Source organism: Corynebacterium sp. ACRPJ, from assembly GCF_022347345.1.
GTDB classification, from domain to species: Bacteria; Actinomycetota; Actinomycetes; order Mycobacteriales; family Mycobacteriaceae; genus Corynebacterium; species Corynebacterium tuberculostearicum_D.
This window is the reverse complement of record NZ_JAKRNC010000016.1, coordinates 1-14,097: the sequence shown is the minus strand read 5'-3', so window position 1 is coordinate 14,097 and position 14,097 is coordinate 1. Positions and strand designations below refer to the sequence as shown.

Below are 14,097 nucleotides of genomic sequence, written 5' to 3'. Positions count from 1 at the left end.
ATTCCAGTTGCTTTTTGTTCTGGGGTGCCGGTTTCTTCGATCAGGCGGGCAGTGCCAGGGCGCATCGTTCCAAGCAGCAGTACCAAGACGCCGTAAGAACACCTACGCCTGACGGGCGGAGCCCTTTCCCTCTTGGGCTCTAGAAGGTGCCTTAGGCCCTGAATGGCCGCGCTCTATTTCGACGCCACCGGATTGGCGTACAGCTTTGACGATGGCCATATTGCGGTTAGGACTATTCATAGTGTCAAACATGTCCCGACTCACCAGTCAAGCATCACCCGACACGGTAAGGTAGCCCTAAGCGTCAAATATGTCGCGGCTGATCTGTCAAGCATCACGACGGTTCCCTCAGGCACAGACTGTCAAATATGTCATGAACTCAGACACCACATCCTCCGCCACAGGAAATCCCGGCTCCTGCTACACAGCATGGAGCCGGGATTTTTGTTGTATACGGGCGCGCGGCCGCGCTGGCCGCTAATCGATGACCGGTGGCTCATAGCCATCCGCCTTCAGCCACGCGACGTGCGGCGGCGTATTCATCCCCCACTCGGTGCGCGCCCAGAGGAAAGCCTGGGAGACCTCGGCCTCGGAATAGCCCCCATCGCGCAGGTATTGCCGGAAGCCATTCGGGCCTGGGTCCTTGATCCAGAGCCAGACGTAGTCGTCGAGGGAGTCGTCGGCAAGCAGGCCCTCCAACCCGGCCGGGACATATTCGCGCTCGGCGCGCACGCGGTCCGCTAGGTCCTGGTCGAGGAAGTCGTAGAGGTAATCCAGCGCGTCCTCAAGCTGCGCATAATCGAAGGGATCCATGCCGCCCAGCCTAGTGGCGCTTGGCGCCTAGAACCATGCGGTCAATCTCCTCGAGCACCTCGTCCACAATGGCCGGGTTATAAGCCCGATCGCCGCGCATGCGTAGCAGCTCCTCCTGCGCCGCCGCCAAAGCGGTCCGGCGGGCCTCCAGAGCCACGTGGCGGGCCTGCCAGGCGCGCTGCTTGCGGGAATCATCGGAAACATCCTCGCCATCGCCCAGCCGGTCCTCGAACCACTGAATCACGTTGGCGGAAATTTCGGGGTCGACCTTTTCGGCGTCGGCAGTAATGTGGCCGTCCGGCCGGAAGTGTGACAGGGCCTCGATGCTGGCCGCACGCGCGCGGCTCACCACGGCGGCGCGCATTTTATCGCTGGCAATCTGGGAGGCCTCCGTGAGGTCGAGGCGCTCCATCAGCCACGGCAGCAGCAGGCCGGGTACCACCATCGTGACCAGGAGAACGGTCAGCGCAATGACCGCCAGTTCGTGGTGGAAGCTGAACACGCCGGCTGGGATGGACAAAACCAGTGCCAAGGTGACGAGGCCGCGCATGCCGGACCACGTCATCAGCAGCACCTCCTGCAGGCGCAGCGGCGCCACGCGCGGGCGGCCGCGGGAGACGTTGATGCGGTAATAGATGTACATCCACACCAAGCGAACGACGAAGGCCACAAGGGACAAGATGACGCCCACCACCACGGAGTGCCATAGGTCCGAGCCCACCTCCCCGATAGCGGTATTGACCGTCAGGCCAATGAGTCCAAAGGCCACGCCGGTAAAGAGCAGCTCGATGGTCTCCCAGAAGGACTGGCCGGACAGGCGGTCTTCGGCCTGGATATCGGCACGGGAATTAAGCTCCACGGCCGCAATGACCACGGCGATAACGCCGGAGGCGCCGAGTTCCTCCGAGATGAGGTAGACCGCAAACGGCGTCACCCAGGTCAGTGCGTTGCGCGCGGTGACGTCGTGGACGTGGGTAATAAACAGCGCCACCAGCCGGCCGACGCCCCAGCCGAGGCCGCCCGCGACGAATGCGGAGTAGAAGAAGTTGAGCACGCCGCCGCCGAAGGAAAGCTCATCGCCTTGGGTCACGGCCGTCAGCGCAAGGTTGAAGGCGACGATGGAGGCGGCGTCGTTAAACAAGCCCTCAGTCTGCAAGGTGGTAATGATGCGGCGCGGGATGCCGGCGGGCTCGGCCACGGCGTCAACGGCGACGGGGTCCGGCGGGGCGATGGCCGCACCGATGAGGATGGCCGCGGCCAGGCTGATGCCGGGCAGGAAGGCGTAGGCCGTGAAGCCAACGGCCAGCGTGGTGGCGACCACCAGCAACACGGACAGGCTCAAGATGGTCACCCATTGCTCGCGGATAACACCCCACGAGGTGCGCCGGGCCAGCGCCCACAGCAGCGGCGGCAGGAAAATGGGCAGGATGAGCTCGGTGGGCGGCTCGAACTGGGGCAGGCCGGGCACAAAGACGGCGCAGGCGGTAATAATCGTCAGCAACGCCGGCCACGGCAGCCCAATCTTGTCACCGATGGCGACGACGAACACGGTCAGCAGCATGAGCCCAATGAGCACCAGAAGAACTTCCATGGGCTCAGATTTTACCCGCGCCAGATATAAGGCTCAGGGCTGAGTCGATCGGGCGCGAATTGCGCGAGCAGCTCCGCGGCACTGTGAGCTTCGTACCCCAGCGAGGCCGCCAGCTGCTTGACGACGTCCCCCTCCTCCCCCATCTCCCGCATGGTCACCGCCCCATCGCGCTTGGCCAAACGCTCGCCGGATGCATTGAGCACGAGCGGGACGTGGATATACTCCGGCGGTTCGATGCCGAGCAGCGAGGCGAGGTAGGCCTGGCGCGGCGCGGAGGAGAGCAGATCATCGCCGCGGACCACTTGGTCGATGCCTTGATAGGCATCGTCGACGACGACAGCCAAGTTATAGGCCCAGCCGGTGTCTTGGCCGCCGCGGCGCAGGATGAAGTCATCGACGTCGCCCGTATAGGTGCCGTGGAGGGCGTCGTGGATGGTGAATGTGGGGGCGTCGGCAAGCAGGCGAAGAGCAGGCTGGCGATTCTGGGCCGCAAGCTCGGCGCGCTTGGCCGCGCGCTGGTCTTCGGTGAGGTTGCGGCAGGTGCCCGGGTACTGGCCGGGAATGGCGTGCGGGGCGCGGGAGGCCTCACGGATATCCTTGCGGGAGCAATAGCACTCGTAAGTGGGCAGCTGGGCCAGGGCCTGCTCATAGGCGGCGTCGCGATCGTGCTGGTAGATGACCTCGCCGTCCCAGTCCAGCCCGAGCGCGCGCAGATCCGCGAGCTGGCGCTCGGCCGACTCCGGGGAAGAGCGCTGCTTATCGATGTCCTCCACGCGCACCACAAAGCGCCTGCCCGTGGACCGGGCGAAAAGCCACGCCAGAAGCGCCGTGCGGAGGTTGCCAAAGTGCAGATCGCCAGAGGGGCTTGGCGCGTAGCGGCCGGCGCCGGTGGTCGCGGAATTCATGCCCACAGTCTACGGGCTGGCACAATGGCGGGCATGGAAAAATCGAACGGCGCTGAGGTGCGCTTCATTCCCGTCCGCTCCACCCTCTACCCCTGGCTGGTCACCGTGTTTGTGGTGACCTTCCTGATTTCTAATATCAACGCCACCAAGGGCGTCCAGCTCGGCCCGCTGGTTACCGACGGCGCCTTCTTCCTCTTCCCGCTAGCCTATATCGTCGGCGATGTGCTCTCCGAGTGCTATGGCTTCAAGTCCACCCGGCGCGCGGTCTATATCGGCTTCGCGATGGCAATTCTGGCGGCCGTGTGTTTCTATATCGCCATCTGGCTGCCGGCGGCTGATTTCTACGAGGGCCAGGAGGCCTTCGCCGCCACGCTCGGCCTGATGCCGCAGATCCTGGCCGCCTCGCTGGCCGGCTACCTAGTGGGCCAGCTCCTCAACGCCTGGACGCTGACCGCCATGAAGAAGCGGTCCGGCGAAAAGGGCCTCTTCGCGCGCCTTATCGCCTCCACCGTGGTGGGCGAGTTCGGCGATACGCTACTCTTTTGCGCCATCGCCGCGCCGGTTATCGGCGTAGACACCGTGGGCGGGTTCATCAATTACGTCATCGTGGGCTTCGTATGGAAGACCCTGATGGAGGCCGTCATGCTGCCGGTGACGGCCGCGGTCATTAAGTGGGTGAAGAAGCGCGAGGACTATTTGCCGGCGTAATAGCGGCCGAGGAATTCATCGCGGTAGGCCTCGTAGTAGCCGCCGTCGATGGCGGCGCGGATATTATCCACCAGGCGGATCATGAACTCCACGTTGTGGATGGTGCACAGCGTGCCGGCGAGGAATTCCTTTGCCTTGAGCAGGTGGTGCAGGTAGGCCCGGGAGTAATTCTCGGATACGTAGCCGCCGAATTCCTCGTCGACGCCGGCAAAATCCCGCTTGAAGCGCGCATTGGTAAGGTTCATGCGGCCGTCAAGGGTGTAGACGCCGCCGCGGCGCGCCAGGCGGGTGGGCGCCACGCAGTCAAAGGTATCGGCGCCGGCCTCGACGGCGGTGAAGATATCGTCCGGCTCGGAGATGCCGAGCAGGTGGCGCGGCTTGTCCTCGGGTAGCTCATCGCAGACCCAGCCGACGATGGTGCCCAGGTTTTCCTTTTCCAGCGCGCCGCCGATGCCGAAGCCGCCGAAGCCGCGCTTGCCGTCCTCGCGGGCGGCGCGGTCGAGGTCGAGCAGGCCGCGGGTGGCTTGGCGGCGCAGATCCTCGTACTGCGCGCCTTGAACAACGCCCCACAGCGACTGCTTCGGGCGGTGGGCGCGCTCGCGGGTGAGGCGGTCGTGCTCGTCCAGGCAGCGCTTGGCCCAGCGGTGCGTGCGCGCGACAGATTCTTCCTGGTAGGTGCGCGTATCAACCAGCGTGGTCAGCTCGTCGAAGGCAAACATGATGTCTGCGCCCAGCCCGTGCTGGATCTGCATGGACTTCTCGGGGGTAAAGCGGTGCTTGGAGCCGTCGATGACGGATTTAAAATCCACGCCATCCTCGTCCACCTGCGCCATGCGTTCCTTTTTGGCAGCGCGGATGTCCTTATCGCTGAGATCCGCAATATCCATCGCAAGGACCTTTTTGAACCCCACGCCCAGGGACATGACCTGGAATCCGCCGGAATCGGTGTAGGTCGGGCCGTGCCAGTTTTCAAACTTGGCCACGCCGCCGGCCTCGTCCACGATGTCGTGGCCCGGCTGCAGGTAGAGGTGATACGCATTCGACAAGATGGCCTGCGCACCGGTAGAGCGAATTTGTTCCGGGGTCAGCGTCTTGACCGTGGCTTTGGTGGCCACCGGGATGAAGGCCGGGGTCTTAATATCACCGTGCGGGGTGTGGATGACACCGCTGCGGCCGTGCTTGCCGGGGCCTTCAGGCAGGCGCTTGCCGACGTCGAAGCTCAAGTCCATCTTTACTCTTCTTCCTTGTGTGCAGGGCTAGGGGTAGGGCTAGGGGTAGCGTGTTTAGCTTCCCATTCTTCTTCCAGGGCGGTGCCTTCGATATCCAGGGTGGGCAGAATCTTCTCCAACCACTTTGGCATCCACCACGTCGCGCGGCCCATGAGGAACATGGTGGCGGGGACGAGGGTCATGCGGATAAAGAAGGCGTCGAAAAGCACGCCGGCGGCCAAGGCAAAGCCGAAGATCTGGATGAAGGGCAGCGGCTGGTTAATAAAGGCCACGAAGACCGAAATCATAATGATGGCCGCGGCCGTCACCACGCGGGCGCCTTGGGTAAAGCCGGTGATGGTGGCCTCGTCGACGGCGTTATATCGCCCTCCGGTGCCCTCCGGGTGGCGCGAGATGTGCTCGCGCATGCGGGTGACCAGGAAGACCTGGTAGTCCATCGCGAGGCCGAAGGTCACGCCGATGAGGAAGATGGGCATGAAGGAAATCAGCGGGCCCGGCGCGGGAACCAGGTTCCACAGGCCTTCCTGCCAGACCAGAACGGTCAGGCCGAAGGCGCCGCCGACGGACAGCAAGAAGCCCAGGCCCGCAACCAGCGGCACCAGGATGGAGCGGAAGACCAACAGCAGTAGCACGATGGCCAGGCCTACGACGATGGCCAGGTACGGCGCCATGGCTTCCTCGAGGCGCTCGGTGATATCGAGCTGCACGGCGGTCAGGCCGGTCAAGCCGATGTCGGTACCGGTGGCGTCTTCAATCTCGCTGGTGGCCGAGCGCAGCGCGTGCGCAACGTTGACCGTCGCGGCATCCGTCGGCGCGGTGTCTGGGGTGACCATGATCTGCGCGGCGCGCTGGTCCTGGCTCAGGCCGACGATCTGCGCGTGCTTCACGCCGCCCAGCCCCTTGAGCTGGTCCGCGGTGTACAGGAAGGACGCGAGCGCGGCCTTATCCTCTGGCGAGGAATTGTCCGCAGCGTCTGCGGAGGTGTCTACTACCTCGGCGGCCGGGGCGATTTCCGGCTCGGCCTCGGCCGCGGGCTGGTCTTGCTCCGGCTGCGGCTGCTCAGGGGCTGCGTCCTCCGGCGCAACGTCCTGCGGCGCACCGTCCTCTGGTGCAGCGCCCTCGGGCGCGGCCTCCGCGTCTGGTGCAGTGTCCTCGGGGGCGGGGGCTGGTTCGGGCTGGGATTGGGCGTCGACAAGCGGGGCGAGGGCGCCGGCATCCGCGTTGACCGTGTGGGCATCGACCACGGCGAGGAAGGGGCCGTTGACGCCGGGGCCGAAGCCCTCGGACATGATGTCGGCGGCCTTGCGCTGGGTGGTATCGGGATTGGAGGTGGTATCGGCCGGAAGGGCGAGCTCCATGTGGAGCACCGGCGCGGTCATCGCGCCCAGGGAGAGCACAACCAACGCCATGGCCAGGCCGGGGACCTTCTGAACCAGGCGCACCCAGCGGTTGCCCATGGTGGGACCGCGGCGGCGCTTGCCCTTGCGGGTCGGGTTGCCGGCCACGCCGGGGATGCGGCCATTGAAGGCCTTATCGCCCAGCAGGCCAAGCATCGCGGGAATGAGCGTCAGCGAGACCAATACGGCGATGGCGACGGTGCCGGCGGCGGCCAAGCCCATGGCTGTCAGGAAGCCAATGCGTGCAATGAGGAGCGCGAAGAGCGCGGTAAAGACCGTCGCGCCGGCAAAGACCACGGAGGAGCCGGCGGTTCCCACCGCCATGCCTGCGGCATCGGGCCCGTCCATGCGGCGGCGCTCGGCGCGGTAGCGCGACAGGATAAACAGCGCGTAGTCAATGCCCACGGCAAGGCCAATCATGATGGCCAGGACCGGGGTCATATTATTGAGTTCAATCCAGTGGGTGGCAATGAACATGCCCAGCGCGCCTAGTCCCACGCCGATGACGGCGGACACCAAAGGCATACCCGAGGCCACCAGGGAGCCGAAGGTAAAGATGAGCACGATAAAGGCAACGCCGAGGCCGATGATCTCAGAGGTGGAATTGACCGCGATTTCATCGCCGAAGCCGGCACCATTGCCCTCTACCGTGAGGCCGCGGTCGCGGGCGATGTTCATTGCGTCGGTAACGGTGTCTTTGTCGGCCTGCTCCACGCTATAGGGCGACTCGGCGTCGAAATTGAAGGTGGTGTAGGCAATGGTCTCGTCATCATTGACCATGGCGAGGTTATCTGCGTCCGCGCGGGCGGATGCTTCCGGTAGCCCCATATCCGTGAACTGGTGGATGACCTGGTCCTGCAGGCGAGGAGAGACCTCGAGCGGGTTGCCAAAGCGCGTGGTATCGCCCATCTCCAGGTTGTCCTCGAGATAGGAGATGGTGGCGTCGATAGCCTCGCGGTTGGCGGGATCAGAAAGCTTCTGGCCGTCTGGGGCCTTGAAGACCACGTTGACCGAGGGCGAGTTGGCAGGGTTGCCGCCCTCTGGGAAGAGGTCCATGGTCTTGTAGGTGGCGTCGATGGACGGGGTTCCCTTGATGGAGAACTCGCTCGTCATCGGTTTCATCAGCAAGGCGGCGGCACCGCCGACGGCGGCGAGCAGCAGCAGCCATGCCACGATGACCTTCCACTTATGGAGGAAAGACCAGCGCCCAAGACGATAAAGCAGTTTAGCCACGGGTAGATGTACCTTTGCATTCGCGTGGGGGACGGGTTGAACTTTGCCCTAGTGTAGTGGCCATCCCCTCTAATCCCCTATCGCGAAGCCACCTGCGTCCCAGTTTTCACAGCTGGCGGCCAGCCAGCCGGATTCCCCGCGCCTCCCGGAAAATTGGGCAAAAGAAAATCCCGACCTGCGCAAACAGGCCGGGATCCCGGTGCGGTGGCGGCGGGATTTGAACCCGCGGTTGGGGGTTACCCAACAATCGCTTTCGAGGCGATCACCTTCGGCCGCTCGGACACGCCACCGCGTTCCAGATTACGGGAGTGGGCCCGAGCGACAAAATCGCTGCGCCGGCGGGGTGCCAGCGCAGCGAGATGTGGAAACGAGGAACGAGGATTAGTCGTCCTTCAGGCCGCCGATAACCTCGTTGGCCTTGTCCTTAACGCCTTCAGCGGCGTCAGACAGCTTGTCCTTAGCCTCGGAGGTGACCTGGTCGGCCTTGCCCTCGTTAGCTACGTCCTCGTTGCCGGTAGCGTCGCCGTAGGCTTCCTTTGCCTTGCCTACGAGGCCATCCTTCTTGTTTTCCAAATCGCCCATAATCACTCCTTTGAGTAGACGGTTGTTGTATAACGCCCAGTGTACGCGCGTTTAGCGCAGGCCGTCGAAGAAGTTTCGGAGCAACCCAGCGCATTCACCTTCGAGGACGCCGCCGCGGACCTGCGGGGTAAAGGGGGCGGTGGGGGCACGCAGGACATCGATAAGCGAGCCGCACGCGCCCGTCTTGGGCTCAAAGGCGCCGAAGACGACGGAAGACACCCGCGCGGCCTGCAACGCACCGGCACACATGGCGCAAGGTTCCAGGGTGACAACGAGTTCGCAGCCAGAAAGCCGCCAGCCATCGCCGTGCACGCGGACGGCCTGGCGAATGGCCTCGACCTCGGCGTGGGCGGTGGGGTCCGCCAGCTCTTCGCGGCGGTTGACGCCGGTGGCAAGTTCGGTTCCGGCGGCGTCGTAAAGCACCGCACCCACGGGGACGTCGCCGGCCGGCGTACGCTTGGCGACGTCGAGGGCGCGGCGCATCCGAGCCTCAGCGCGCAGCAAGGGCTCAGGCGTTATCAATGACGTCTTCCAACTCATCGCCAAAGCCGAGCTCGCCGGCGATGCGCAGCAACATATCGGAAGGCCAGTCATCGTCATTGTCGATGATGTAGCCCACCTGGTCCTCGGATAGGCCAAGGTCGGCGAAGATATCGAAATCGCCCTCGCCATAAGGATCGGCCTCTTCGGGGTCCACATCCGGGATTTCATGATCGTTGATATCCATGAAATCGGCGGCGAAGTCATCGTCCACGCCATAGGTGGCATCAGAAATGAGCATCTTTACCCCGCCTGGCACTGGGCGCACGGCAATAAAATAGGCGTCCTCCACGCACAACAGCGCGAACGCAGCGCCCTCAGAACGCAGGCTGCGCACCGCATTGATGGAGGTCTGCGGATCCTCAAAATCATCGTTGAAGCTGCGCACCAGCCATTGGCCCGCGTTGCGGGCGACGGTTACTGCGAAGGAGTAATTTTCGTTGCTCATACCTCGTGAGATTAGTCGTGTTGTGCCACAATTGTCATCGTGAGTTCTCAAGATGTTCAACGCCCCATCTGCATTATCGGCCTCGGCCTCATCGGCGGCTCTTTGCTGCGCGATCTCGCCGGATATAATCACCCCGTTTTTGGATACAACCACTCCACTTCTGGCGCCCGCACTGCAGTAAAGCAGGGTTTTGACGTCACCGATGATCTTCCGGCGATTTTGACCCGCGCGGAGACGGAGAACGCGCTCATTGTCATAGCCGTGCCCATGGGCGCGGTGGGCGGGGTGCTCGACGCCATTCAGGAGCACGCACCGAGCTGCGGTATTACGGACGTCGTTTCCGTTAAGACAGCCGTACGCCAACAGGTACTGGAGCGCGGAATGGAGGCGCGCTACGTGGGCGGCCACCCGATGGCAGGCACGTCCAAGTCCGGTTGGGATAACTCGCAGAAGGACCTGTTCCGCCGCGCGGCGTGGGGCATTACCTATGACTACGCCGCCGAGTGTGAGGCGCGCGGGGAAAAGATTCCGAAGCAGTGGATTGAGACCTTCACCGAGGTCGTGCGCATGACCCAGATGGTGCACGCAGAGGCGATTCCTATCCGCGTGGCTAATCACGATGCCGCGGTGGCACGCATTTCCCACCTGCCGCACGTCTTTGCCGAGATCCTCGCCGTCGTGGGCGATAACGGCGGAATCCTGGCGCAGTCCCTGTCTGCCGGTTCTTTCAAGGACGCTACCCGCGTGGCTGGCACGCACCCGGAGCTGGTGCAGCAGATGTGCGAGACCAATGCGCCGGCGTTGGTGGAAGCATTGGACGAAGCCATGGACCTGCTTCGCGACGCCCGCGAGAAGCTCGACTCCCCCGAGCCTTCCATCGCTGAGCTTTCCGACGCCGGCTATCGCGCCCGCACCCGCATCGATGCCCGTTCCGGCGCGCGCAAGGAATCGGTCTCCCCAGTCAAGATTTCTTCCCGCCCGGTGCTGCGCCTACACCCAGGCGGCCCGAAGTGGGTGGCACAGCTGCGCCAAACCGAATCCCTGGGCGGGCGCATCGAGATTTTCTAACGCTTGCGGCCCCGTAGGCCGGGAATGCGGGATACTACTGCGGCGGCAATAAGACCTAGCGCTGCTATTCCGGCATAAAGCCAAGCGCGGTCGCCGCTAGTCTGCGGGGTTTTCGGCGGTTCGGGAGTGGTTTCCGCGGTGAGAATCGCTTCCTTATCGCGGCCGCTCACCACACCTTCTATCCAGTCCTTGGTGCCGGCCAGCGTAGTGATTGCCGCGCTTGGCGAGGGCAGATCTGGATCCCCATTCGCCGTGCCCGCGGTGGCCAAACCGGCAAGCTTTCCGTCTACGAAGAAAGGCCCGCCGGAGTCGCCGCCCTGCATGCCGGCCCGGCCGGTGGAGTGTACGTCGAGAATGGCGCTTTCCATCAGTGGCATCGGGCCATCTGGCGCCCCACCCGGCATCGCTTCGCCGGCCGGTACGCTTTCTGTCCCCTCTGGTGCACTGAGCCCCGGCATGGCCTCAGCCGCGGGAACGCTTTCTCCGCCAGCGGCATCCTCGGCGGCGTCTGCGGCGCCTGGTTCGGTGGAGCTAGCGGGGCCAGCAGGGCCGGCGCCGAGGAGCTCAGCCACTTCCATCTCCGCCTGCGGCAGCTGGCCGCGGCGCGCCATGGACGAACTGCTGCTCCAACCGTAGAGGGTGCCGCGTTTACCTGGTTCAGGAACTTGGGTGGAAATCTCTGCGGGTTTTGTATCGGTGACAGGGACGGTGAGGTGGAGAAGGGCGGCGTCGGAAAGTGGGGACAGCGCCCACGAATCAGCGTCGTAGGTGGTTCCGTTGATGCGGGCCTGCGTGCCCTCGTTGTTGACGGACTCGAGGCAGTGGCGCGCGGTAAGGACCCACTGGGCGGCCACGAGGGTGCCGGTGCAATCGCCGAAGCTGCCCACGCGCCCGATTTTCAATTGCGCCACGGTGCGAGACTCGGCCGAGTCTTGGGCCGGCTCGCCGCGCTCGAGGGCGCTGGCAGGGGCGGCGGTTAATGCCACGATGCCGGCGGTAAGGAGGGCGGGGAAGATTTTGTGCTGCATGATTAGTCCTTCTTTCCGGCAGGAACGGCGATGGCGATGGTCTTAGCGACGGCCCATTCGGCCGGCCCCTTCCCTATCAGGCGGCGCCATAGGCTCGCGAGGACGAGGAAGAGGGCGATAAACGCGCAGGCCCACCCGGTGTTGTGGAGGGAAACGTGGCTCTGCCAGTAGTAAGCGGTGAGCACATGCAGGATGTAGATGCTTAGCGACATCGCGCCCAGCGCAGCAAAGGGATACGCCAACTTAGGCACCGTCCAACCGATAAGCAGGCATAGGTGCAGGACGATGGCGGCGACGGCGATGGATAGGACAATCTCTCCTAGCACGCCGGTGTGGCCGGTAAAGCGCAGCCAACCAGGCATATCCGGGTTAAAGCGGAAGTAAAAACCGGCAGCCGCAACGGCGGCCGCGATGGCGGTGGACACCCACTGGGCAGCGGCGCGGGAGCTGCGGATATAGACCTCATAGAGCAGCATGCCAGCGAGGAAATAGGCGCAATAGGCCAGCAGTGGATAGACCTGCGGAAGGGTCAGCGGCGCATATTTTATGGTCGCGGCAGCGGTGGCGGCGGCGAGGAGCAGGGGCTTCCACCACCAGCGCAGCGGCGGGACCCAGGACACCAGGATCATCGTGATGCCGATGACCACGAGGACGATTTGAATCTCGCCGCCCACGGGCAGCAGGGCGAGGCCGATAAGCGTAATTATGCAGCCGCGGGCGATGATGCGCAGAAACGTCGTCACCGTAAAATCGCGGGCGATAATCATCAACGTGACGCCGGCCAGAACGGCGAATAGTGCGGCGGGCAAGCCATTTAAAATGACCTTGGTATGCCACACCAAGGAGGCCATATGCAGAACTATCATGCCGATAATCGCAAGTGAGCGGGCTATATCGAGCCCTACAATGCGCGAGGGTGCTAACACCTAGCGTTCTCCTTCAAGACGGAGGGAAACGCGTCGCCACGCTCCCCTTGTTAATAAAGACTTTCTTTTTCTACTAAGTCTGTCTGGAAGGTTGCTGCAAAATTTTTATACGTGTCCTGCATTTTATAAGTGGATTGCATGAGACTTGTGCAGAACTAGTCACGGAAGGAACTATCGCGGCGCTTGCGCGAACGAGAAGGATCGGCGGCCAGCTTTAGAAGCGGGGCTGCGGCGATGCCGATGGCCAAGCCGACCAAAAAGAGCCAGAACATGCCAGAGCCCAGCCACAGTATTAAGCCAAGGATGGCGCCGGCAATGAGGCCAGGAACAAGCGAGGAAGACTTCATAGAGCGGAACTTAGGTGAGGCTTGATTTCTAGCGGTCGTGGAAACACCTGACATGGGTTGGGTGATTGTGTGGAGTCGAAATGGGTTCCGGATTCTGTTGTTGTGGCGCGGTTTGCGTCGTTGGTTCGGGCTGGTAGTTCAATACGGGCGGCTGCTGGGGTGGTTGGTTTACCGCGGTCGGTGGCTTATCGGCTTGCTGGTGAGTTGGACTTGCCGCGCAAGCGCCGCAGGCGTATTAGCTCGGCTGACAGTCAGGCAATAGCTCGCCTGTGGCTTGAAGGTGTGGCACCAATGGATATTGCGCGCCAGCTTTCTATAGGCTCTACTCCGGTATATCGAATCGGTATTGAGCTTGGTTTGTGGAAACGCAATCCGTACGGCCGCAAAGCTGCGGCAACAACTCGCCGGTGTAGTTATCTGCAACTGCGTGTAAATGCTTTAGGACGCAAAGATGCCGCTTTAGCCTGTGGCATTCATCCGCGTAATGCTGCTGATATAGACAAAGGCGTCATTAAGCTTTCCACCGGGCGTGTGCCTTTTGTCCCGGATGGCCCGGATGTGGCGCTGTATAACAGGCTTATGCAGGTACTCGAGTACGTTGATGGTCGCCAAGCAGTTCCAGTCCAGGTTATTCCACAACAGCGTATCGATAAGCGTATTTCCTCGCGTTATCTATCGGTAGAAGAGCGCGAGCTCATCTTTGATCTTGACCGGCAAGGCAAAGGTGTACGTGAGATAGCTCGGCGTCTTCAGCGCTCTGCTGGAACTATCAGCAAGGAACTTAAACGCAACCGGGATGAGTTTGGGGTATATCTTCCCACGCATGCGCACCGTAAATCGGTGTTGCGTAGGTTTAGACCGAAAAAGCGCAAGATTGATGCCAATCCACGCTTGCGTGAGGTGGTTTGGGAAATGGTAAAAGACAGGTACTCGCCAGAGCAGATTTCTGGGCGGTTGCGCAGTTGCTACCCCGGTGATGAGACTATGTACGTGTGTCCTGAAACTATTTATCAATCTCTGTATTTCCAGGCTAAAGGCGAGTTGAAAAAGGAAATCGCTGCTGCACTACGTCGCGGTCACGCCCAACGTCGACCTCGTGGCACGCGCAGCGCCCGCAAGCGATTTGTTGAGAGCGTGTCAAGTTGTTTGTGTGTGGGGGTTGGTTTATAGGTATTTGTCGAAGCGGTCGGGGTAGGCCACGGCCATTTGGTTGATGGCTTGTTTCCAGCCGGATACTCGGGCTCCTTCCATGAGTCTGCCGGCTGTTCTTGAGACTCGTTTA

14 protein-coding genes and 1 tRNA gene are annotated in these 14,097 nt (G+C 62.6%); 3 read left to right on the top strand and 12 right to left on the bottom strand.

Annotated features, from left to right (window positions below):
• Positions 1 to 477: 477 nt before the first annotated feature.
• From MHY08_RS10140 to gluQRS, 3 genes are read right to left on the bottom strand one after another with little or no spacing between them, the layout of a single operon-like run.
• Complete coding sequence (locus MHY08_RS10140) at positions 478 to 813, bottom strand: hypothetical protein (protein WP_005323168.1); 336 nt, start codon at positions 811 to 813, stop codon at positions 478 to 480.
• Positions 814 to 823: 10 nt separating this feature from the next.
• Entirely contained in the window at positions 824 to 2,404 is a 1,581-nt protein-coding gene (locus tag MHY08_RS10135) for a sodium:proton antiporter (RefSeq protein ID WP_239229228.1), read from the bottom strand.
• An 11-nt stretch (positions 2,405 to 2,415) separates the two neighbouring features.
• Positions 2,416 to 3,309 carry a tRNA glutamyl-Q(34) synthetase GluQRS gene (gene gluQRS, locus MHY08_RS10130; protein ID WP_239236548.1) on the bottom strand — a complete coding sequence of 298 codons (894 nt, stop codon included), beginning with the start codon at positions 3,307 to 3,309 and terminating at the stop codon, positions 2,416 to 2,418.
• 33 nt (positions 3,310 to 3,342) lie between these two features.
• Here gluQRS and MHY08_RS10125 point away from each other — a divergent pair, with 33 nt between their 5' ends.
• The gene (locus MHY08_RS10125; protein ID WP_179387271.1) at positions 3,343 to 4,017 is read left to right on the top strand and encodes a queuosine precursor transporter; all 675 of its coding nucleotides are present in this window, start codon (positions 3,343 to 3,345) and stop codon (positions 4,015 to 4,017) included.
• Here MHY08_RS10125 and tgt read toward each other — a convergent pair.
• The 6 genes from tgt to MHY08_RS10095 all read right to left on the bottom strand — a co-directional run bounded on the left by tgt (position 4,002) and on the right by MHY08_RS10095 (position 9,446).
• Positions 4,002 to 5,246, bottom strand: coding sequence for a tRNA guanosine(34) transglycosylase Tgt (gene tgt, locus MHY08_RS10120; protein WP_239194337.1), 1,245 nt, complete (start codon positions 5,244 to 5,246; stop codon positions 4,002 to 4,004). The two genes, MHY08_RS10125 and tgt, sit on opposite strands and share 16 nt — an antisense overlap.
• 2 nt (positions 5,247 to 5,248) lie before the next feature.
• The gene (locus tag MHY08_RS10115; RefSeq protein ID WP_239236547.1) at positions 5,249 to 7,876 is read right to left on the bottom strand and encodes an MMPL family transporter; all 2,628 of its coding nucleotides are present in this window, start codon (positions 7,874 to 7,876) and stop codon (positions 5,249 to 5,251) included.
• A gap of 202 nt (positions 7,877 to 8,078) precedes the next feature.
• Positions 8,079 to 8,166: transfer RNA gene (locus MHY08_RS10110), tRNA-Ser, on the bottom strand.
• 91 nt (positions 8,167 to 8,257) lie between these two features.
• Positions 8,258 to 8,458 carry a CsbD family protein gene (locus MHY08_RS10105; protein ID WP_204610479.1) on the bottom strand — a complete coding sequence of 67 codons (201 nt, stop codon included), beginning with the start codon at positions 8,456 to 8,458 and terminating at the stop codon, positions 8,258 to 8,260.
• A gap of 51 nt (positions 8,459 to 8,509) precedes the next feature.
• The gene (locus MHY08_RS10100) at positions 8,510 to 8,941 is read right to left on the bottom strand and encodes a nucleoside deaminase (RefSeq protein ID WP_204611388.1); all 432 of its coding nucleotides are present in this window, start codon (positions 8,939 to 8,941) and stop codon (positions 8,510 to 8,512) included.
• Positions 8,942 to 8,966: 25 nt separating this feature from the next.
• A complete protein-coding gene (locus MHY08_RS10095; RefSeq protein WP_204610480.1) occupies positions 8,967 to 9,446 on the bottom strand; it encodes a tRNA adenosine deaminase-associated protein in 480 nt (159 codons plus the stop codon).
• 39 nt (positions 9,447 to 9,485) lie between these two features.
• Here MHY08_RS10095 and MHY08_RS10090 point away from each other — a divergent pair, with 39 nt between their 5' ends.
• Positions 9,486 to 10,514, top strand: a complete 1,029-nt coding sequence (locus MHY08_RS10090; protein ID WP_239236544.1) for a prephenate dehydrogenase — start codon at positions 9,486 to 9,488, stop codon at positions 10,512 to 10,514.
• Here MHY08_RS10090 and MHY08_RS10085 read toward each other — a convergent pair.
• From MHY08_RS10085 to MHY08_RS10075, 3 genes are all read right to left on the bottom strand, one after another.
• Entirely contained in the window at positions 10,511 to 11,542 is a 1,032-nt protein-coding gene (locus MHY08_RS10085) for a trypsin-like serine protease (RefSeq protein WP_239236542.1), read from the bottom strand. The two genes, MHY08_RS10090 and MHY08_RS10085, sit on opposite strands and share 4 nt — an antisense overlap.
• Before the next feature lie 2 nt (positions 11,543 to 11,544).
• Positions 11,545 to 12,408 carry a DUF418 domain-containing protein gene (locus MHY08_RS10080; protein WP_255710495.1) on the bottom strand — a complete coding sequence of 288 codons (864 nt, stop codon included), beginning with the start codon at positions 12,406 to 12,408 and terminating at the stop codon, positions 11,545 to 11,547.
• 215 nt (positions 12,409 to 12,623) lie between these two features.
• Positions 12,624 to 12,815, bottom strand: a complete 192-nt coding sequence (locus MHY08_RS10075) for a hypothetical protein (protein ID WP_239236536.1) — start codon at positions 12,813 to 12,815, stop codon at positions 12,624 to 12,626.
• A 291-nt stretch (positions 12,816 to 13,106) separates the two neighbouring features.
• Here MHY08_RS10075 and MHY08_RS10070 point away from each other — a divergent pair, with 291 nt between their 5' ends.
• Complete coding sequence (locus tag MHY08_RS10070; RefSeq protein WP_239236534.1) at positions 13,107 to 13,985, top strand: helix-turn-helix domain-containing protein; 879 nt, start codon at positions 13,107 to 13,109, stop codon at positions 13,983 to 13,985.
• Positions 13,986 to 14,097 lie beyond the last annotated feature (112 nt).

Coding starts and splice junctions, on each gene's coding strand:
- MHY08_RS10140 (WP_005323168.1), bottom strand. CDS start 813: ATGGATCCCTTCGATTATGCGCAGCTTGAGGACGCGCTGGATTACCTC.
- MHY08_RS10135 (WP_239229228.1), bottom strand. CDS start 2,404: ATGGAAGTTCTTCTGGTGCTCATTGGGCTCATGCTGCTGACCGTGTTC.
- gluQRS (WP_239236548.1), bottom strand. CDS start 3,309: ATGAATTCCGCGACCACCGGCGCCGGCCGCTACGCGCCAAGCCCCTCT.
- MHY08_RS10125 (WP_179387271.1), top strand. CDS start 3,343: ATGGAAAAATCGAACGGCGCTGAGGTGCGCTTCATTCCCGTCCGCTCC.
- tgt (WP_239194337.1), bottom strand. CDS start 5,246: ATGGACTTGAGCTTCGACGTCGGCAAGCGCCTGCCTGAAGGCCCCGGC.
- MHY08_RS10105 (WP_204610479.1), bottom strand. CDS start 8,458: ATGGGCGATTTGGAAAACAAGAAGGATGGCCTCGTAGGCAAGGCAAAG.
- MHY08_RS10100 (WP_204611388.1), bottom strand. CDS start 8,941: ATGCGCCGCGCCCTCGACGTCGCCAAGCGTACGCCGGCCGGCGACGTC.
- MHY08_RS10095 (WP_204610480.1), bottom strand. CDS start 9,446: ATGAGCAACGAAAATTACTCCTTCGCAGTAACCGTCGCCCGCAACGCG.
- MHY08_RS10085 (WP_239236542.1), bottom strand. CDS start 11,542: ATGCAGCACAAAATCTTCCCCGCCCTCCTTACCGCCGGCATCGTGGCA.
- MHY08_RS10080 (WP_255710495.1), bottom strand. CDS start 12,408: ATGATAGTTCTGCATATGGCCTCCTTGGTGTGGCATACCAAGGTCATT.
- MHY08_RS10075 (WP_239236536.1), bottom strand. CDS start 12,815: ATGAAGTCTTCCTCGCTTGTTCCTGGCCTCATTGCCGGCGCCATCCTT.
- MHY08_RS10070 (WP_239236534.1), top strand. CDS start 13,107: ATGGATATTGCGCGCCAGCTTTCTATAGGCTCTACTCCGGTATATCGA.